Genomic DNA, 19,040 nt, shown 5'->3' on the forward strand with positions numbered 1-19,040 from the left:
GGCGCTGCCGCGCGTGCGGGCGGCACTGCTCGACTGGCAGCGCGCCTTCGCGCGGCGCGGCGGCGGGGCCGTGCTGGACGGGCGCGATATCGGTACGGTGGTCTGTCCCGATGCGGAGGTGAAGCTGTTCGTCACCGCTTCGGACGACGAGCGCGCGCGGCGGCGCCATGCGGAACTGGTCAAGACCCGGCCCGATCTGACGGTGGACGAGGTGCTCGACGACCTCAAGGCGCGGGATCGGCGCGATGCCGGGCGCGACACCGCCCCGCTGCGCCCGGCCGAAGATGCCGTCCTGCTCGACACCACCCACATGAGCATCGAGGCCGCCGTCGCCAAGGCCATCCGCCGGGTCGGGATGGTGCGCCGCTGACGGCCTGGCGCCCCGGCTGCTCTTCTGCTTCGTCAAAATAGCCCCGCCGGAGGCTCCGTCAGCAGCGAAAGGCGGCTCGGGTTGCCTCCTCGCACCAAAGGGCGTATAGCCCCGCCTGTCGCCCGGACTCCGGCAAGCGGCGCGATTCCCTATGGCATCGTGCGGTGTCCGCCACCGGACGGCATCCAGCGAAAGACCGGCGGAGCCAACCGCCTGGCCAGTGAAATCGACCCCTTAGGAGAAACTGCCAGTATGGCTACTGAAACAAGCATGGAAGATTTCGAAGCCCTCCTGAACGAGAGCTTCGAGCTGACGACCCCCGAAGAGGGCACGGTCGTCAAGGGCACCGTCATCGCGATCGAAGCGGGACAGGCCATCATCGACATCGGCTACAAGATGGAAGGCCGCGTCGAACTCAAGGAATTCGCAAAGCCCGGTGAGGAAGCCGAGCTCGCCCCCGGCGACGAGGTCGAGGTCTATCTCGAGCGCGTCGAGAACGCGCGTGGCGAGGCCGTCATCTCCCGCGACAAGGCCCGCCGCGAAGAGGCATGGGACCGTCTGGAAAAGGCCTACGACAAGGAAGAGCGCGTCGAGGGCGCCATCTTCGGTCGCGTCAAGGGCGGCTTCACCGTCGATCTCGGCGGTGCCGTGGCCTTCCTGCCCGGCTCCCAGGTCGACGTGCGCCCCGTGCGCGATGCGGGCCCGCTGATGGGCCTGCCCCAGCCGTTCCAGATCCTCAAGATGGATCGCCGTCGCGGCAACATCGTCGTGTCCCGCCGCGCCGTTCTGGAAGAGAGCCGCGCCGAGCAGCGCGCCGAGATCGTCGGCAAGCTGACCGAGGGTGACGTCATCGAGGGCGTCGTCAAGAACATCACCGAGTACGGCGCCTTCGTCGATCTGGGCGGTGTGGACGGCCTGCTGCACGTGACCGACATGGCCTGGCGCCGCGTCAACCACCCCTCCGAGATCCTGTCGATCGGCGAGACCGTGAAGGTCCAGGTCGTCAAGATCAACAAGGAGACGCAGCGCATCAGCCTCGGCATGAAGCAGCTGCAGGCCGATCCGTGGGACGATGTCGAGAGCAAGTTCCCGATCGAGTCCAAGCACACGGGCCGCGTCACCAACATCACCGATTACGGTGCGTTCGTGGAGCTGGAGCCGGGTGTCGAGGGACTCGTCCACGTCTCCGAGATGTCCTGGACCAAGAAGAACGTCCATCCGGGCAAGATCGTCTCTACCTCCCAGGAGGTCGAGGTCATGGTGCTGGAGATCGACACCGCGAAACGTCGCGTGTCGCTCGGCCTCAAGCAGACCCAGGGCAACCCGTGGGAGAACTTCGAAGCCGCCTTCCCGCCGGGAACCGAGGTCGAGGGCGAGGTGAAGAACATCACCGAGTTCGGCCTGTTCATCGGTCTCGAAGGCGACATCGACGGCATGGTGCACCTCAGCGACATCGACTGGGACCGCCGTGGCGAGGATGCGATCGAGGACTACAAGAAGGGCGACATCGTCCGCGCGAAGGTCACCGAGATCGACCCGGACCGCGAGCGGATCTCCCTCTCGATCAAGGCGCTCGACGACAGCTTCGACGGTGCCGTGGACGGCATCAAGCGTGGCCAGGTCGTGACCGTGAATGTCACCTCGATCGAGGATGGCGGGATCGAGGTCGAGTATGACGGCATGAAGGCCTTCATCCGCCGCTCCGACCTCAGCCGCGACCGGTCCGAGCAGCGCCCCGAGCGTTTCTCGGTCGGCGACAAGGTCGATGCGCGCATCACCCAGATCGACAAGAACGCCCGCCGCCTGGGCCTGTCGATCAAGGCGCGCGAGATCGCAGAGGAGAAGGAAGCGGTCGAGCAGTACGGCTCCTCCGACTCCGGCGCGTCGCTCGGCGACATCCTCGGTGCAGCCCTGAAGGGCCGCGACGACGAATAAGTCGTCGCTTCGATGAACTGAACGGCGTCGCCAACCAACTGGCGGCGCCGTTTTTCATTCTGCGGGATAGGAGGCGGTCGACGGGTCGTTTCGGCCCGAAACCCCCTTGTTTTATTGCATTGGCAGCGTTCGAGCGGTCGTTTGCGGGTTGCCCTCGGCGCGCTGCGCCCTATCCTGCATTGCAAATTCGGTTTGCCACGCAGGTTCGTGACATGCCAAAAAGAGAGATCGGCTTAAAGCGGGCATCCGGCCCGAAGGAAATAAAACAGTGATCAAGTCCGAACTGATCCAGAAGATCGCCGACGAAAATCCCGAACTCAGCCACGCTGAGGCCGAGCGGATCGTCAACACGGTATTCGATATGATCACCGATGCATTGGCACAGGGGAAGCGGGTGGAGCTGCGCGGCTTCGGCGCCTTCTCGGTCAAGAAGCGGGACGCGCGCCTCGGTCGCAATCCGCGGACGGGCGAAGCGGTTGACGTTGACGAAAAACACGTACCTTTCTTCAAGACGGGCAAATTGCTGCGGGATCGCTTGAACGGCAAGTGAGCCCTGCCGAAGGAAAGGGTTCTTCCATGAGATTCGTGAAACTGGTGCTCCTCGTGCTGCTGGCGATCATCGTGATCTTGCTGGCCATCGCGAACGGTCAGCTGGTGACGGTGCAGCTGATGCCGAGCCAGTTTGCCTTCCTGACCGACTGGTCGATCCAGATGCCGCTCTTCGTCGTGATGATCGGGATGGCGACCGCGGGCTTCGTGATCGGCTATTTCCTGGAATATCTGCGCGAATACCGGGTCCGGGCGATCGCCCGCCGTCGCAAGCGCGAGATCGGCAAGCTGGAGCGTGAGGTCTCGACCCTGCGCTCCGAGACCGGGCGGGAGGAGGACGAGGTCCTCGCCCTGCTGAAGTGATCCGCACCAAGATCTGCGGTCTGAGCGACCGCGCCGGGTTGGATGCCGCCATCGCGGCCGGTGCGTCCTATGTCGGCTTCGTCTTCTTCGAGAAATCGCCGCGCAACGTGGATGTGGAGACGGCGCGCGAGCTCGCGGCGTCCGTCCCGCCGGGTATCTGCAAGGTGGCGCTGACCGTGGACGCCGACGACGCGACGCTGGACGCCATTACCGACCGCGTCCCGATCGACATGCTGCAACTGCATGGGAGCGAGACGCCCGAGAGGGTGTCCGAGGTTCGGACGCGCTACGGTTTGCCGGTGATGAAGGCCGTGGGTCTGTGTGATCGCGACGACCTGCCCCGGATCGACCTCTATGCCGGGGTAGCCGACCAGATCCTCGTCGACGCGAAGCCTCCGAAGGGGACGGACCTGCCCGGCGGCAACGGTCTGGCCTTCGACTGGTCGCTGCTGTCGGGCCGCCGCTGGCCGGTGCCGTGGATGCTGGCCGGGGGACTGATGCCCGAGAACGCCCTGCGCGCGGCGAACCTGACTGGGGCGACCCAGCTCGACGTGTCGAGCGGGGTGGAGAGCGAGCCGGGGCGAAAGGATCCCGAGCGCATCGCGGCCTTTTTGAAGGCGACCGAAAGCCGGCCGGTCAGTCTCTGAAGCCCGAATTGGGGTGGCATGGTGCGGAATACCGGGCCGACCAAAAAAAAACGCCGCTCATTCCCGTGGAATGAGCGGCGTAAGGGTCATGCAGATAATCTACACGCAGCAGGACGCACCACCGACCTGCCTGTCGAACGATGAGGGTTGTTTCAGGGACAGATTGAAACAAGCGTCATGTGCCGTTCGATGCTTAAATAACTAGTGACGCCGGAAATGGTTTCATCCCCGCCTCACTTTTTTTTGTCCCGTGGTTACGGGGCGGTAAATTCGCCGTATCGACGCGGGGATCGCGGGGCGATAGACAGGGCCAAACGCCAAGCAGGATTGACCGAAATGACCGATCACACGCCCAACGCCTTTTCCGCAGGTCCCGACGCGCAGGGTCGGTTCGGCCAGTTCGGCGGGCGCTTCGTGTCCGAAACCCTGATGCCGCTGATCCTCGATCTGGAGGCGGAATACGAGCGGGCCAAGACGGATGACGGCTTCTGGGCCGAGATGGACGATCTTTGGACGCATTATGTCGGCCGCCCCAGTCCACTCTATTTCGCCGAGCGACTGACCGAGCGGTTCGGCGGCGCGAAGATCTACCTCAAGCGCGACGAGCTGAACCATACCGGCGCGCACAAGATCAACAACGTGCTCGGCCAGATCCTGCTGGCACGCCGCATGGGCAAGAAGCGCATCATCGCAGAGACGGGCGCGGGCCAGCATGGTGTGGCGACCGCGACGGTCTGCGCGCGCTTCGGTCTGGAATGCATCGTCTTCATGGGCGCGACGGATGTGGAGCGGCAAAAGCCCAACGTGTTCCGCATGAACCTGCTGGGCGCCAAGGTCGTGCCCGTGACATCGGGTCGCGGCACGCTGAAGGACGCGATGAACGAGGCGCTGCGCGACTGGGTCACCAATGTGGACAGCACGTTCTACTGCATCGGCACGGTCGCCGGGCCGCATCCCTACCCGGCGATGGTCCGCGACTTTCAGTCGATCATCGGCAAGGAGGTGAAGGCCCAGATGCAGGAGCGGGAGGGCCGCCTCCCCGACAGCCTGGTCGCCTGCATCGGCGGCGGGTCGAACGCGATGGGCCTGTTCCACCCGTTCCTCGACGACGAGAGCGTGCGCATCATCGGGGTCGAGGCCGGGGGCCACGGCGTCGACGAGAAGATGGAGCACGCGGCCTCCCTGACCGGGGGGCGCCCCGGCGTGCTGCACGGCAACCGTACCTATCTGCTGCAGGATGCGGACGGGCAGATCATCGAGGGGCATTCCATCTCCGCCGGGCTCGATTACCCGGGCATCGGGCCCGAACATGCCTGGCTCAACGATATCGGTCGGGTCGAGTATGTCTCCGCCACCGATCGCGAGGCGCTCGACGCCTTCCAGATGTGCTGCGTGACCGAAGGGATCATTCCGGCGCTGGAGCCGTCGCACGCGCTGGCGCACGTGGCCAAGATCGCGGGCGATCTGCCCTCCGATCACCTGTTGGTGATGAACATGTGCGGGCGCGGCGACAAGGACATCTTCACCGTCGCCGATGCGCTGGGTGTCGATATCTGACCGGAAATTTGCTTCCGGAGACTGGTCATCCGGCGCCCGCGCGTTAACTATTCCTAATGTGAGGAAGTGTGGAACGTTCGGGGTCTCGTGGGAGTCGCGAAGAACATCGCAATTTGTCTGCTGCTTTGCATCGGATCCGGTGCGGTGCAGGCCGAGACGTCGCCTGACGTCGCGGCGGCATTCCTGCGTGGGCAGGGCTACGAGGTAGTCTCAGTCCAGCGCACCTGGCAGGGGCACACCGTCATCATCTCCACCGATGAACACGGCACGCGCGAGACGCTGTTCGGCGCGGGCTCGGGCATGATCCTGCGCGATCGCTACACCCGCTTCGGTGACGAGATCCGGCCCGTCGCGCGCCCCGACGAGATCGAGCCGGCCCCGCGCCGCCAGACCAGCAGCGCCGTTACACGCAGGCTCGACTCCGCGTCGCAGCGCCTCGGGGGCAGTTCGGCCCAGACTACCTCCCGCGGCAATGCTGGTTCGAGCGGAAACAGCAGCGATCGCGGTGCCGAGAACGGCAACCGTGGCGGCAACGGCGGCGGCAACGGCGGCGGCAATGGCAATGGCGGCGGGAACGGCAACGGCAACGGCGGCGGCAACGCCGCATCGTCCGCGCGGGACGCAGTCGACCGCGCCGCGGGTGCCGCCAGCGACGCCCTGTCGCGCGACTGACGCCGCGAAGCGATCCACGAAACAGCTTGCGCCCGGACGGAATTGAGCGCAAAGCACGCCCGATCCGGTGGAGACGCCACCGGCATGGATACAGGATTCTACCGATATGGCTGACTATTCGATTGGCGACATCGTCGTGCTCACCGCAGGCTCGATGCGCATGGCGGTCGAGGCGACCGACGGGGACATGATCTCTACCGTCTGGTGCAACGAGGGCGTAATCGGGCGCGACACGTTCGACGCGCGCCTGCTCAAGAAGTGGGAGCACCGCGAGGACAATCGCGGCGGCGACCGTGGCGGCTTCAAGGGCGGCGATCGCGGCGGCAAGGGCGGCTTCGACAAGCGTGGCGGCGGCGGTGATCGTGGTGACCGGGGCGATCGCGGTGGCTACCGCGGGGATCGCGGCGACCGTGACGACAAGCCTCGGGGCAAGCCCGGCTGGGACGGCAAGCCGCGCGAGAACAAGTTCTTCCGCAAGGACTGAGCCGGAACCGGCGTCTGCTCCGGATCGTTGGTCTCGCCAGAACGCGTAAACAACCTGATGGAGTCGAACATGCGTATCCTCATCGCTACCGCCATCGCGGCGACCGCTCTCGGCGGTGCCGCGACCGCCCAACCCGACCATTGCCCGCCGGGCCACGCCATGAAGGGCTGGTGCGAACTCGGGGAAGGACGGGTCGGCAACCGCGACCACGACCGCTATGACGATCATGACGGCGAGCGCGATGTCGTGATCCTCCAGAACCTGGAGGATTACCGCCTGCCGCCGCTGCCCGCGGGCGAGCGCTACGCGGTCGTCGACGACCGCATCGTGCGGGTGTCGAGCGATACCTACGCGACGATCGCCGTCGTCGGCGCGCTGTCCGACCTGCTGCGCTGAGGCGACGCATCGCGCGAACCATGACGGGCCGCATCCTCATCGGGTGCGGCCCGTTTGCTGTCCGGCACCCACGCCGACTGGTCAAAGCGACGGAGCTTCGCTAGACCGGGGCGAGCGCAAGACAGGACTTCCCATGACCCGCATCGACGCCAGATTCGCCGAGCTTTCGCGTGAGGGCCGCACGGCCTTCGTCTCCTTCATCATGGCGGGTGATCCCTCGCCCGAGGCCAGTGCCGAGGTGCTGGCGGGCCTGCCCGGCGCGGGCGTGGACGTGATCGAGATCGGGATGCCCTTCACGGACCCGATGGCCGACGGCCCGGCGATCCAGCTCGCCGGTCAGCGCGCGCTCGAGGCGGGCATGACGCTCGACAAGACGCTCGACATGGTGCGGACCTTCCGGCAGGGCGACGATACCACGCCGATCGTGCTGATGGGCTATTACAACCCGATCTTCTCCAAGGGGGTGGAGCGGTTCCTGGCCGAGGCGTCGGAGTCCGGTGCGGATGGGTTGATCGTCGTAGACCTGCCGCCCGAGGAGGATGCGGAGCTCTGCATCCCCGCGCAGGAAGCGGGGCTGAACTTCATCCGTCTGGCCACGCCGACCACCAACGACAAGCGCCTGCCGACGGTGCTGCAGAACACCTCTGGCTTCGTCTACTACGTCTCGATCACCGGGATTACCGGCTCGGCCGAGGCCAATGCGGCCAGCGTCGGGCCGGAGATCGCGCGCATCAAGTCGGCGACCGACCTGCCGGTCTGCGTCGGCTTCGGCATCAAGACGCCGGAGGCCGCGGCCGAAATGGCGAAGGTCGCGGATGGCGTCGTCGTCGGCTCGGCCATCGTCGAGCGGCTGGCGCGTGGGGACGATGCGGCCTCGGTGCTGGCATTCGTCAAGGACTTGGCGGACGCGGCGCACGGCTGATCCGAGATCTTCGCTTCGACATGCAAAGGGCGTCCCGATCGGGACGCCCTTTCTCGTTCTGTCGCCTTGAGTGAGTCAGGCGTGGATCGCACCGTCGCCGCAGGCGAGCGCCGCCTCCCGCATCGCCTCCGAGAAGGTCGGATGCGCGTGGCAGGTCCGGGCAAGATCCTCTGCCGAGGCCCCGAATTCCATCGCGACGCAGACCTCGTGGATCAGGTCGCCCGCCATCGGGCCGATGACGTGGCAGCCGAGGATGCGGTCGGTCTCCGCATCGGCGAGCAGCTTGACGAAGCCGTCGCCTTGGAAATGGCTCTTGGCGCGCGCGTTGCCCATGAACGGGAACTTGCCGACCTTGTACTTGCGGCCTTCCTCCTTCAGCTGCTGTTCGGTCTTGCCGACATTCGCGACCTCGGGATGCGTGTATATCACGCCCGGAATTACCGAGTAGTTAACGTGGCCTTTCTGGCCCGCGATGGTCTCGGCCACGGCCATGCCCTCGTCCTCGGCCTTGTGCGCGAGCATCGGGCCCGCGATCACGTCGCCGATGGCGTAGATGCCGTCCAAGTTGGTCTTCCAGTGCGCGTCGGTCTTGACCATGCCGCGCTCCATCTCGACGCCGAGCGCGTCGAGGCCCAGCTTGTCGGTATAGGGGCGGCGGCCGGTGGCGAGCAGGACGATATCGGCGTCGAGGCTGTGCTCGCTGTCATCCTTGCGGCTCTTGTAATTGACCTTGGCCTTGCCGTTCTTGACCTCGGTGCCGGAGACGGCGGCGTTCAGCTCGAACTTAAGGCCCTGCTTCTTCAGCATTTTCAGGAAGGTCTTCTGAACCTCGGCATCCGCGCCGGGAATGATGTGGTCCATGTACTCGATGACCGTGACCTCGGCGCCGAGGCGGGAATAGACCGAGCCGAGCTCCAGCCCGATCACGCCGCCGCCGATGACGATCATCTTGCCGGGCACCTTCTTGAGCTCGAGCGCGCCGGTGGAGGTGACGACGACCTTTTCGTCGATCTCGACGCCGGGGAGGCTTGCGGCTTGCGAACCTGTTGCAATCACGATGTTTTTCGCGGTGTGGACCTCGTCACCGACCTGGACCTTGCCCTTTTCGGGGATCGAGCCGTGGCCCTTGAGCCAGTCGATCTTGTTCTTCTTGAACAGGAACTCGATGCCTTGCGTGTTGCTGTCCACGGTGGACTGCTTGTACTCGAGCATCTTGGGCAGATCGACCGACGGGCTCTTGCCCATCAGGCCCATTTTCGCAAAGTTCTCAGTGGCTTCGTGGTAGAGCTCGGAGGCGTGCAGCATCGCCTTCGACGGGATGCAGCCGACGTTGAGGCAGGTGCCGCCGAGGGTTTCGCGGCTTTCGACGCAGGCGGTTTTCAGGCCCAGTTGCGCGCAGCGGATGGCGCAGACATAGCCGCCGGGGCCTGCTCCGATAACGATGACGTCGTAGTCAGCCATGGGGGTCTCCTGAATTGGTTAATGCCCGAATTTGGGGGCTGCGATGCGTATGGCAAGCGTATGGCACGCGTATGGCACCTGTCGGGCCTGCCCGATTTGGTTAACGCCGCTCACGGCAGCACCGCGAGAACGAGAAGGAGGAGCGTGGCGACGAAGCCGACGCCCCAGACGAGGCTGCGCAGGCCCGGAATGCCCGAGAGATAGGCGGGCAGGTAGGCCACGCGCGCGGCGAGGTAGATCCAGCCGAGATTGGCGGTCAGGCCGCTGGTCCGGTCGGCGAGGTAGAGCGCGACGGTCGCGGCGGTGAACAGGATCAGACTGTCGAGATGATTGCGCTGCGCCCGGTCCGCCCGCGCGGCGAGGCCGTGCAGCCGCATGTCGTCGCGGGGGCCAAGGGTCTTGCTCATGCCGACCTGCGCGGTGGCGAGCCCCGCGAAGGTCGCGAGGTAGACGGTCCAGAGCAGGGCGGAGAGGGCTAGGGGGGTCATCGTCCTTCAATCCCAGCCACGACTGCATGGACCCCGGAGAAGAATAACGCGGTCGAACCAATGGCGACGACGAGGTTCAGAGGAATGATCCACTCAGCCCAGAATATCGACCATTTTTGACCCGGCGCACTTGCCGTATATGAGTAAGACAGCGCCAGCGCTATCAGTACGAGAGCAGTCCCCACTGAGAAATATGTTATTGCTGAGATAATCGCTTCAGTTTGGATCGCAATCGCACTTTCCCGTGAATTGCCGCCAATATAGGTAAGCATCGCGAGCATCGCTCCGCTATGTAGAACGATGAGAGTTCGCGCAGTTGCCAAACCTAGGGCATCAGCCCTTTCAAGGCGCGAGTCTTCTGAGATCTCGTTAGACATGCGCTCTCCACCTTACATCTTCGTTGCTTGGTAAGCGTCGCCCGGCATCGCCGGGCAGCCCCCTACCGCCCCCCCGGGCGGGGGCTTCACCCCCACCCGCGGTCGGGGGCTGCCCTATGTGGCGAGGGGCTTTCATCGCGGTCTCCGGTTCGGCGCGGCCCCGGATCAAGTCCGGGGCGGGGCTCGGCTTTAGAGGTCCATCAGCAGGCGGCGGGGGTCTTCCAGCGCTTCCTTGACGCGGACGAGGAAGGTCACGGCGCCCTTGCCGTCGACGATGCGGTGGTCGTAGCTGAGCGCGAGGTACATCATCGGGCGGATCACGATCTCTCCGCCGACGACGACCGGGCGGTCCTCGATCTTGTGCATCCCCAGGATCCCCGATTGCGGCGGGTTGAGGATCGGCGAGGACATGAGCGAGCCGTAGACGCCGCCGTTGGAGATGGTGAAGGTGCCGCCCTGCATCTCGGCCATCGAGAGCTTGCCGTCGCGGGCCTTGCGGCCCTTCTCGGCGATGGCCTTCTCGATCTGGGCGAAGCTCATCTCGTGCGCGTCGCGGATCACCGGCACGACGAGGCCGGTGGGGGTGCCCGCCGCAACGCCCATGTGGACGAAGTTCTTGTAGACGATCTCGTCGCCGTCGATCTCCGCGTTGACCTCGGGCACTTCGTTCAGCGCGTGGACGCAGGCCTTGGTGAAGAAGGACATGAAGCCGAGGCGCACGCCGTGCTTCTTCTCGAACTCGTCCTTGTACTGCTTGCGCAGGTCCATGACCGCCTTCATGTCCACCTCGTTATAGGTGGTGAGCATGGCGGCGGTGTTCTGCGCGTCCTTGAGGCGGCGGGCGATGGTCTGGCGCAGGCGGGTCATCTTCACCCGCTCCTCGCGCGCCGCGTCGTCGGCGGGGGAGGGGGCGCGCTTGGCCTGCGCGGGCGCGGGCGCGGCGGCGGATTTCGCCACGTTGGTGCCGCCATAGGACCCGGCCTTGAGCACGTCCTCCTTCATGATGCGGCCGTCGCGGCCCGAGCCCTGGACCTGATCCTGGCTGAGACCCTTCTCCGCCATCAGCTTGTTGGCAGAGGGGGCGTTCTCGACGTCCTTGCGGCCCGCGCCGTCGGTGGAGGTCTCGACCTCCTCCTTGGGGCTGTCGGGCGCCGGGCCGGGCACGGACGCGCCCTCGGCGGACATCTCGGCGAGGATGCCGCCGGCGGCGACGGTCTCGCCCTCCTGGACGTGGATCTTGGAGATGGTGCCGGCCTCGGGTGCGGGGACCTCGACCGAGACCTTGTCGGTTTCGAGCTCGGCGATCATCTCGTCGGCGGCGACCTGATCGCCGACCTTCTTGTACCAGGTGGCGACGGTGGCCTCGGTCACGCTCTCGCCCAGCGAGGGGACGGGGACGTCGATATGGCCCTTCGGAGCCTCGGCCCCGTCGGCATTGTCCTCGGACTTGGCGGGGGCTTCCTCGCGCGGCTTCACGTCTTCGGCCCCGGCGGAGGCGGCGCCCGCCTCGATGGTGGCGAGCAGGGCGTCTGGCGCGACGGTCTCGCCCTCGGCGGCCACCAGTTCACCCAGCGTACCGGCGGCGGGGGCGGGGACCTCCACCGTCACCTTGTCGGTTTCCAGCTCGCACAGCATCTCGTCGACCTCGACGGCATCGCCGGGCTTCTTGAACCAGGTGGCGACGGTCGCTTCGGTCACGGATTCGCCCAAGGCGGGGACGCGGACTTCGGTGCTCATGTCAGTTTCCTTCTCCGGTCAGCGCGTCGTTCACCAGCGCTTCCTGTTCGTGTTTGTGCTGCGAGGCCAGGCCCGTCGCGGGCGAGGCGGAGGCGGTGCGGCCCGCGTAGCGCGGACGCTTGGTCGCGGCGTTGTTGCGGCTCAGCACCCATTCGATGTTGGGCTCGATGAAGGACCAGGCGCCCTGGTTCTTCGGCTCTTCCTGGCACCAGACGATCTCGGCCTGCGGGAAGCGGGCGAGCTCCTTGCTCAGCGACTGGGCGGGGAAGGGGTAATATTGCTCGACCCGCAGGAGGTAGACATCCTCCAGCCCCTGCTCGTCGCGGGCGGCGAGCAGGTCGTAATAGACCTTGCCCGAGCACAGGACGACGCGCTTGATCTTGTCGTCCGGCGCGAGGGTGAAGTCGGAATTGCCCTGCTGCGCATCGTCCCACAGCACGCGGTGGAAGGAGGAGCCCTCGCCCAGCTCCTCCAGCGTCGAGACCGCCTGCTTGTGGCGCAGGAGCGATTTCGGCGTCATCATCACCAGCGGCTTGCGGAAGCTGCGGTGCAGCTGGCGGCGCAGGATGTGGAAGTAGTTGGCGGGCGTGGTGCAGTTGGCGACGATCCAGTTGTCGCCGCCGCACATCTGCAGGAAGCGTTCGAGCCGGGCGGAGGAATGCTCCGGCCCCTGACCCTCGTAGCCGTGGGGCAGCAGCATCACGAGGCCGGACATGCGCAGCCACTTGGACTCGCCGGAACTGATGAACTGGTCGATCATGATCTGCGCGCCGTTGGCGAAGTCGCCGAACTGCGCTTCCCACATGGTCAGGGCATTGGGTTCGGCGAGGCTGTAGCCGTATTCGAAGCCGAGCACCGCGTATTCCGACAGCATCGAGTCCACGACCTCGTACTGGGCCTGGTCGTCCTGGATGTGGTTGAGCGGGAGGTACCGCTCCTCCGTCTTCTGGTCGATGATGCCCGAATGGCGCTGGGAGAAGGTGCCGCGCGTCGAGTCCTGACCGGACAGGCGCACCGGGTAGCCCTCGGCGAGCAGGGAGCCGAAGGCAAGCGCCTCGCCCGTCGCCCAGTCGATGCCCTTGCCGGTCTCGATCATCTCGGCCTTGGCCTTCAGGAGGCGCTCGACCGTGCGGTGCGGGGTGTAGCCGTCGGGCAGGCGGGTGAGGGCCTCGCCGATCTGGCGCAGCTTGTCCACGTCGACGGCGGTGGTGCCGCGCTGGTATTCGTCCTTGCGGCGTTCCAGATGGCTCCACCGTCCGTCGAGCCAGTCGGCCTTGTTCGGGCGGTATTCCTTGCCGGCCTCGAACTCCTCGTTCAGGCGGGCCTGGAAGGCGGCCTTGGCGTCCTCGATCTCTCCCTCGGGGATCAGGCCGTCCTCGACCAGACGCTCGGTATAGAGTTGCAGGGTCGTCTTCTGCTTCTTGATCTTCTGGTACATGAGGGGCTGGGTGAACATCGGTTCATCCCCCTCGTTGTGACCGAAGCGGCGATAGCAGAACATGTCGATGACGACGTCCTTGTGGAATTTCTGCCGGAACTCGGTCGCGACCTTGGCGGCGTGGACCACCGCCTCCGGGTCGTCGCCGTTCACGTGGAAGATCGGCGCCTCGACCATCAGCGCGATGTCGGTGGGGTAGGGCGAGGAGCGGGAGTTGTGCGGCGAGGTGGTGAAGCCGATCTGGTTGTTCACCACGATATGGATGGTGCCGCCGGTGCGGTGGCCCTTCAGCCCCGACAGGCCGAAACATTCCGCGACGACGCCTTGCCCTGCGAAGGCCGCGTCACCGTGCAGCAGCACGGGCAGGACTTGCGTGCGGTCCTCGTCGCCGAGCTGTGCCTGCTTGGCGCGGACCTTGCCGATCACGACCGGGTTCACCGCCTCCAGATGCGAGGGGTTCGCGGTCAGCGACAGGTGCACCTCGTTGCCGTCGAACTCCCGGTCGGAGGAAGCGCCGAGGTGGTACTTGACGTCGCCCGAGCCTTCGACCTCGTCCGGTTTGAAGCTGCCGCCCTGGAACTCGTTGAAGATCGCCTTGTAGGGCTTGCCCATCACGTTGGCGAGCACGCTGAGGCGCCCGCGGTGCGGCATGCCGATGACGATTTCCTTCACGCCCAGATTGCCGCCGCGCTTGATGATCTGCTCCATCGCGGGGATCAGGCTTTCGCCGCCGTCGAGGCCGAACCGCTTGGTGCCGGTATACTTGACGTGCAGGAACTTCTCGAAGCCCTCGGCCTCCACCAGCTTGTTCAGGATCGCCTTGCGGCCCTGCTTGGTGAAGGCGATCTCCTTGCCGTAGCCCTCGATCCGTTCCTTGAGCCACTGGGACTCCTCGGGGTTCGAGATGTGCATGAACTGGAGCGCGAAGGTGCCGCAATAGGTACGCTTGAGGATGTCGAGGATCTTGCGCAGGGGTGCTACCTCCAGCCCCAGCACGTTATCGATGAAGATCGGGCGGTCGTAGTCGGACTTGGTGAAGCCGTAGGTCTTGGGGTCGAGCTCGGGGTGGTCCTCCGGCTCGCGTAGATCGAGCGGGTCGAGATCGGCGGCCAGATGCCCGCGGATGCGGTAGGCGCGGATCAGCATGATGGCGCGGATCGAGTCGGTGACGGCCTGGCGGACCTGCTCCTCGCTCAGTTCCACACCCTTGTCGGCAGCCTTCTTCGCGACCTTCTTGGCTAGATCGGCGGGTGGCGTCTCGTCCCATTCGCCGGTCAGCGCGGCGACGAGCTCGCCGGTCGGGACCGGCGGCCAGTCGGTGCGCGCCCAGGAGGGGCCGGAGGCGGCGGCCTGCGCGCCCTGATTCTCGTCGAGTGCGGCGAAGAAGTCGGCCCAGTCCTGATCGACGCTGGACGGGTCGTCCGCGTAGCGGGCGTGAAGCTGCTCGACATATTCCGCGTTGTGCCCCTGCAGGAAGGAAGAGGCCTGGAACTGGTCGTTGTTCGACTGGTCGGTCATTGATGGTCCTCTCGACGGCAGGGCGTCCGGAGACAAGGAGGAGATGGTTCGTTGGCGTAGGAGGCAGCCGTCATCGGCTTTCTCCTCGAATGCGGACGACGTTCGTATCCAAGATCATCGGCGATACGAGTGCGACATCGGCGAGATCGAGAAATCTATCCGGATTAACGATCATCCCCGAGCTCCATTCCTGGAAGGGCTCGGGGATAAGAGTTGGAAGGGTGAAATTGATGGGAATGGTCGCCGGCACAGCCGCCATGGAGCCGCCGACCTGTTGGCGAATTTGAGAAATGACGGGTGCGACGCCGATCTCGCTCACGATGGCCCTGCACGATACGGTGGTCGTGTGTTCGGTGTTCTGAACGCTCACGACCATCGCCAGCACTTCATCGCCAGGCGCGCGGAAGATACCGATCCCACCGCCATCGACCGCTACACGGTTCTGCAGCCCGCGAACGGCGTTTCGTCTCAGATTGAGGTCGCTGCGCACTCTGGCCGGAGTTGGCGAAAACCCGAGCGTTTCGGTCGCGAGCCGACCTTGGGCCACGATCTCGATCGTATCATCGGACAGATCGTCGAGAGGCGCGCGTCGCCAACCAGCCTTCACAATCTCTTGCTCGATGGCTGCGAATGTCGGCTGGGGTTCGCGACAAACCTTCCACGAACGGTCCATATCCTGAGCGTGAAGGGCGGCAGTACTGATCGTCAGAACCGCCGCTGCAAGAGCGTAGCACCATGACGCCGCGGGACTGCCGAGCGCCCGCATCGCAGCGAGCACGTGAGCAAGGCTCGCAAGCCCTGCGTCATGTGCATCGCCTTGGGACGCGAAACTGGGGCGCTCTGACATCGTTACTTCCCGATCGCCTTCAGGACCGCCTCGCCCAGGCCCGCGGGGCTTTCGGCGATGACGAAACCGGCGGAGCGCATGGCTTCGATCTTGTCCTCGGCGCCGCCCTTGCCGCCCGAGATGATGGCGCCCGCGTGGCCCATGCGGCGGCCCGGAGGCGCCGTGCGGCCCGCGATGAAGCCCGCGATCGGCTTGCCGCGGCCGGCCTTGACCTCGTCGGCGTAGAATTGCGCGGCGTCTTCCTCGGCGCTGCCGCCGATCTCGCCGATCATGATGATGCTCTCGGTCTCGGGGTCGCCCAGCAAGAGTTCGAGCGCGTCGATATGCTCCATGCCCTTGATGGGATCGCCGCCGATGCCGATGCAGGTGGACTGCCCCAGGCCCGCCGCGGTGGTTTGGCCCACCGCCTCGTAGGTCAGGGTGCCCGAGCGGGACACGACGCCGACCGAGCCGCGCTTGTGGATATGGCCGGGCATGATGCCGATCTTGCACGCGTCGGGCGTGATGACGCCGGGGCAGTTCGGGCCGATCAGGATGGAGGAGGAGCCTTCGAGCGCGCGCTTCACCTTCATCATGTCGAGCACGGGGATGCCTTCGGTGATGCAGACGATCAGCTCCATCTCCGCGTCGATCGCCTCCAGGATCGCGTCGGCGGCGAAGGGCGGGGGGACGTAGATCGCGGTGGCGTTGGCATCGGTCGCGTGCTTGGCCTCGGCCACGGTGTCGAAGACGGGCAGGCCGATATGGTCGGTGCCGCCCTTGCCCGGCGTCACGCCGCCGACCATCTTGGTGCCGTAGGCGATGGCCTGCTCGGAGTGGAAGGTGCCCTGGCTGCCGGTCAGGCCCTGGCAGATCACCTTGGTGTTTTCGTTGACGAGTACGGCCATTGGGGCCTCCTTGCTGTGTCGTTCCGGGGGGCGCGGGGGCCCGCGCCGGTGTTCAGGTGAGGCGCGGGGTCAGTCCGCCGCCTCGTCTATGGTGTCGATGCCGCGGACCAGCGCCAGAAGCACGCCCGCGATGATCAGCCCGCGCCCGACGCTGTCGGTCACGTTGCCGGGAGAGACCTCCGCCGCCGCCTCGCGCAGCTCGCGCCGGATGGAGGTGGCGGAGCGGAAGTCGGGAAGCTTCGGCGCGCGGGTCGCGCCGGGCAGGTCGAGCGCACCGGGCCGCCAGCGCAGGAGCGCCACGCCGAGGCCGACGAGCCCCGCCGCGGCGAGACCGGCGACGGCCCAGTCAGGGAGTTTGTGGACACGGAATGGCATCATGGAACTCCTAAATCCTGCTCTGCGAGACGGGCTACCCTGGCTAAATCGTTCCAAGTATTTTGGATCAATTCATTGGGTCACGAATGCTCAGCTTGTTTGTACTACGGATCCAATTCGTTGACCTGCTTGACGAAGACGGCTGAGGATCTCCGAGATATTCTGCTCTGCCGAACCCTCATTGGCTAATTTTAAGCGGGTCACAGCCATGAACGCTTCGGAGAATTGAGCTGTGTAGGGTGTCGCGATCGTTTCCGAGAATACGATTGAGCCGTTCGCATCGCGTAAATTGTATTCTACTGTCGTTGTGACGGTCAGAGCGATACCGATCATCGGCTGTTCTACTGAAACGAGCCTCGCTTCTAAGCTATAGTCGCCGTCTGGTGCGTACATACCCGCGTCAGCGAGTGCTGACTGGAGTGCTGTACCAAAATCTTGCCCAGAAATTTCGGATGTCCAGAGCGGATTGGTAGACTGACCGCCTTCTACCGGTGCCACGTAAACATTCGAGGCGAACGCATTGGACGCTTGAACAGACACTACGCCGGCCGGCGTCATCGCCTCGGACGACGCTCCACTGGCACAGGCACCAAGCGTTCCGAGGAGTGCAAATGCGGCGACGGCGCGAACAATGAATGACATTTGTCTCACCCCTTCACCGCCTTCACGATCTTCTCGGCGGCGTCGGCGAGGTTGTCGGCGGCGATTACGTCGAGGCCGGAGGTGTTGATGATCTCCTTGCCCTTCTCGACATTCGTGCCTTCGAGGCGGACGACCAGCGGGACCTGGAGGCCGACTTCCTTGACCGCGGCGACCACGCCCTCGGCGATCACGTCGCAGCGCATGATGCCGCCGAAGATGTTGACCAGGATGCCCTTCACGTTCTCGTCGGAGGTGATGATCTTGAAGGCCTCGGTCACCTTCTCCTTCGTCGCGCCGCCGCCCACGTCGAGGAAGTTGGCGGGCTCCGCGCCGTAGAGCTTGATGATGTCCATCGTCGCCATGGCGAGGCCCGCACCGTTCACCATGCAGCCGATCTCACCGTCGAGCGCGATGTAGTTCAGGTCGAACTTGGAGGCGGCGAGTTCCTTGGGATCCTCCTCCGTCTCGTCGCGCAGCGCCATCACGTCGGGGTTGCGGTAGAGCGCGTTGCCGTCGAAGCCCATCTTGCAGTCGAGGCACTTGAGGTCGCCCTTGTCGGTGACGATCAGCGGGTTGATCTCGAGCATCTCGAGATCCTTCTCGACGAAGAGCTTGTAGAGCGTGTTGATCAGCTTGACGCATTGCTTGACCTGCGGCCCTTCGAGCCCGAGGGCGAAGGCGACGCGGCGGCCGTGGAAGCCGGAGAGGCCCGAGGCCGGATCGACGTCGAAGCTCAGGATCTTCTCGGGCGTCTCGGCGGCGACCTCCTCGATATCCATGCCGCCCTCGGTCGAGCAGACGAAGGAGATGCGCGAGGTCTCGCGATCCACCAGCATGGAGAGGTAGAGCTCACGCTCGATGTCCGAGCCGTCCTCGATGTAGATGCGGTTCACCTGCTTGCCCGCCGGGCCGGTCTGGTGGGTGACGAGGGTGCGGCCCAGCATCTTCTGCGCCTCCTCCGCCGCTTCCTCGACCGATTTGGCCAGCCGCACGCCGCCCTTCTCGCCGGCGCTTTCCTCCTTGAAGGAGCCCTTGCCGCGGCCGCCCGCGTGAATTTGCGCCTTCACGACCCAGAGCGGGCCGTCGAGCTCGCCCGCGGCGGCCTTGGCCTCCTCCGCCTTCAGCACGACGCGGCCGTCCGAGACGGGGGCGCCATAGGCCTTGAGAAGCTGCTTCGCCTGATACTCGTGGATGTTCATGGCGCGATCCTTTGTCGTCTTCTGATGCCTGCCCTGCAGGCGGGTCGGTCGACGGGTGCGCACATGTGGGTGCGGCGACCCGGTGTCTTGCGGCGCAAGCTAGGCGGGTGGGCGCGCCTTTTCAAACGAATTGCCACGGAAACGCGGGGTCTGGCGCGGTTTTCGGCCGCATGTGA

The 19,040-nt window shown here is 65.4% G+C and carries 20 protein-coding genes; 10 read left to right on the top strand and 10 right to left on the bottom strand.

From position 1 onward, the window contains the following. The 10 genes from RX333_RS13255 to trpA form a co-directional block, all read left to right on the top strand. The coding region (locus RX333_RS13255; RefSeq protein ID WP_316015429.1) for a (d)CMP kinase at window positions 1-370 on the top strand (370 nt) is incomplete at its 5' end. 252 nt (window positions 371-622) lie between these two features. Further along, window positions 623-2,305: a 30S ribosomal protein S1 gene (rpsA, locus tag RX333_RS13260; RefSeq protein ID WP_316015430.1), complete on the top strand. Its 1,683-nt coding sequence runs from the start codon at window positions 623-625 to the stop codon at window positions 2,303-2,305. A 244-nt stretch (window positions 2,306-2,549) separates the two neighbouring features. Continuing rightward, complete coding sequence (gene ihfB / locus RX333_RS13265; RefSeq protein WP_316015490.1) at window positions 2,550-2,855, top strand: integration host factor subunit beta; 306 nt, start codon at window positions 2,550-2,552, stop codon at window positions 2,853-2,855. Between the two features lie 26 nt (window positions 2,856-2,881). Further along, window positions 2,882-3,217: a LapA family protein gene (locus tag RX333_RS13270; protein ID WP_316015431.1), complete on the top strand. Its 336-nt coding sequence runs from the start codon at window positions 2,882-2,884 to the stop codon at window positions 3,215-3,217. After that, window positions 3,214-3,864 carry a phosphoribosylanthranilate isomerase gene (locus RX333_RS13275; protein ID WP_316015432.1) on the top strand — a complete coding sequence of 217 codons (651 nt, stop codon included), beginning with the start codon at window positions 3,214-3,216 and terminating at the stop codon, window positions 3,862-3,864. The genes RX333_RS13270 and RX333_RS13275 overlap by 4 nt, the downstream gene beginning before the upstream one ends. Window positions 3,865-4,200: 336 nt before the next feature. Beyond that, window positions 4,201-5,421, top strand: a complete 1,221-nt coding sequence (gene trpB, locus RX333_RS13280) for a tryptophan synthase subunit beta (RefSeq protein WP_316015433.1) — start codon at window positions 4,201-4,203, stop codon at window positions 5,419-5,421. Window positions 5,422-5,508: 87 nt separating this feature from the next. Continuing rightward, window positions 5,509-6,093 carry a hypothetical protein gene (locus RX333_RS13285; protein WP_316015434.1) on the top strand — a complete coding sequence of 195 codons (585 nt, stop codon included), beginning with the start codon at window positions 5,509-5,511 and terminating at the stop codon, window positions 6,091-6,093. 106 nt (window positions 6,094-6,199) lie between these two features. Then, window positions 6,200-6,577, top strand: coding sequence for a hypothetical protein (locus RX333_RS13290; RefSeq protein ID WP_316015435.1), 378 nt, complete (start codon window positions 6,200-6,202; stop codon window positions 6,575-6,577). Between the two features lie 69 nt (window positions 6,578-6,646). Continuing rightward, window positions 6,647-6,973 (top strand): hypothetical protein, encoded by a 327-nt coding sequence (locus RX333_RS13295; protein ID WP_316015436.1) that lies wholly within the window; start codon window positions 6,647-6,649, stop codon window positions 6,971-6,973. A 133-nt stretch (window positions 6,974-7,106) separates the two neighbouring features. Continuing rightward, entirely contained in the window at window positions 7,107-7,895 is a 789-nt protein-coding gene (trpA, locus tag RX333_RS13300; RefSeq protein WP_316015437.1) for a tryptophan synthase subunit alpha, read from the top strand. A 75-nt stretch (window positions 7,896-7,970) separates the two neighbouring features. Here the strand turns inward: trpA and lpdA are convergent, their stop codons facing one another. From lpdA to sucC, 10 genes are all read right to left on the bottom strand, one after another. Beyond that, on the bottom strand, window positions 7,971-9,356 hold the full coding sequence (gene lpdA, locus RX333_RS13305) for a dihydrolipoyl dehydrogenase (RefSeq protein WP_316015438.1): 1,386 nt from the start codon (window positions 9,354-9,356) through the stop codon (window positions 7,971-7,973). Window positions 9,357-9,466: 110 nt separating this feature from the next. Continuing rightward, a complete protein-coding gene (locus RX333_RS13310; protein WP_316015439.1) occupies window positions 9,467-9,844 on the bottom strand; it encodes an MAPEG family protein in 378 nt (125 codons plus the stop codon). Then, window positions 9,841-10,221: a hypothetical protein gene (locus tag RX333_RS13315; RefSeq protein ID WP_316015440.1), complete on the bottom strand. Its 381-nt coding sequence runs from the start codon at window positions 10,219-10,221 to the stop codon at window positions 9,841-9,843. Before RX333_RS13315 ends, RX333_RS13310 begins: the two co-directional genes overlap by 4 nt. 189 nt (window positions 10,222-10,410) lie before the next feature. After that, window positions 10,411-11,958, bottom strand: a complete 1,548-nt coding sequence (gene odhB, locus RX333_RS13320) for a 2-oxoglutarate dehydrogenase complex dihydrolipoyllysine-residue succinyltransferase (protein ID WP_316015441.1) — start codon at window positions 11,956-11,958, stop codon at window positions 10,411-10,413. A 1-nt stretch (window position 11,959) separates the two neighbouring features. After that, window positions 11,960-14,914, bottom strand: a complete 2,955-nt coding sequence (locus RX333_RS13325) for a 2-oxoglutarate dehydrogenase E1 component (protein ID WP_316015442.1) — start codon at window positions 14,912-14,914, stop codon at window positions 11,960-11,962. 70 nt (window positions 14,915-14,984) lie between these two features. Continuing rightward, window positions 14,985-15,680 carry a hypothetical protein gene (locus tag RX333_RS13330; RefSeq protein WP_316015443.1) on the bottom strand — a complete coding sequence of 232 codons (696 nt, stop codon included), beginning with the start codon at window positions 15,678-15,680 and terminating at the stop codon, window positions 14,985-14,987. 83 nt (window positions 15,681-15,763) lie between these two features. Next, the gene (gene sucD, locus RX333_RS13335; RefSeq protein ID WP_316015444.1) at window positions 15,764-16,648 is read right to left on the bottom strand and encodes a succinate--CoA ligase subunit alpha; all 885 of its coding nucleotides are present in this window, start codon (window positions 16,646-16,648) and stop codon (window positions 15,764-15,766) included. 69 nt (window positions 16,649-16,717) lie between these two features. Further along, window positions 16,718-17,023, bottom strand: a complete 306-nt coding sequence (locus tag RX333_RS13340) for a hypothetical protein (RefSeq protein WP_316015445.1) — start codon at window positions 17,021-17,023, stop codon at window positions 16,718-16,720. A gap of 90 nt (window positions 17,024-17,113) precedes the next feature. Further along, window positions 17,114-17,665 carry a hypothetical protein gene (locus tag RX333_RS13345; RefSeq protein ID WP_316015446.1) on the bottom strand — a complete coding sequence of 184 codons (552 nt, stop codon included), beginning with the start codon at window positions 17,663-17,665 and terminating at the stop codon, window positions 17,114-17,116. Between the two features lie 5 nt (window positions 17,666-17,670). After that, on the bottom strand, window positions 17,671-18,864 hold the full coding sequence (sucC, locus tag RX333_RS13350; RefSeq protein ID WP_316015447.1) for an ADP-forming succinate--CoA ligase subunit beta: 1,194 nt from the start codon (window positions 18,862-18,864) through the stop codon (window positions 17,671-17,673). Between the last annotated feature and the right edge of the window lie 176 nt (window positions 18,865-19,040).

Source organism: Roseobacter sp. HKCCA0434 (genome assembly GCF_032464675.1).
Lineage (GTDB): Bacteria > Pseudomonadota > Alphaproteobacteria > Rhodobacterales > Rhodobacteraceae > Pontivivens.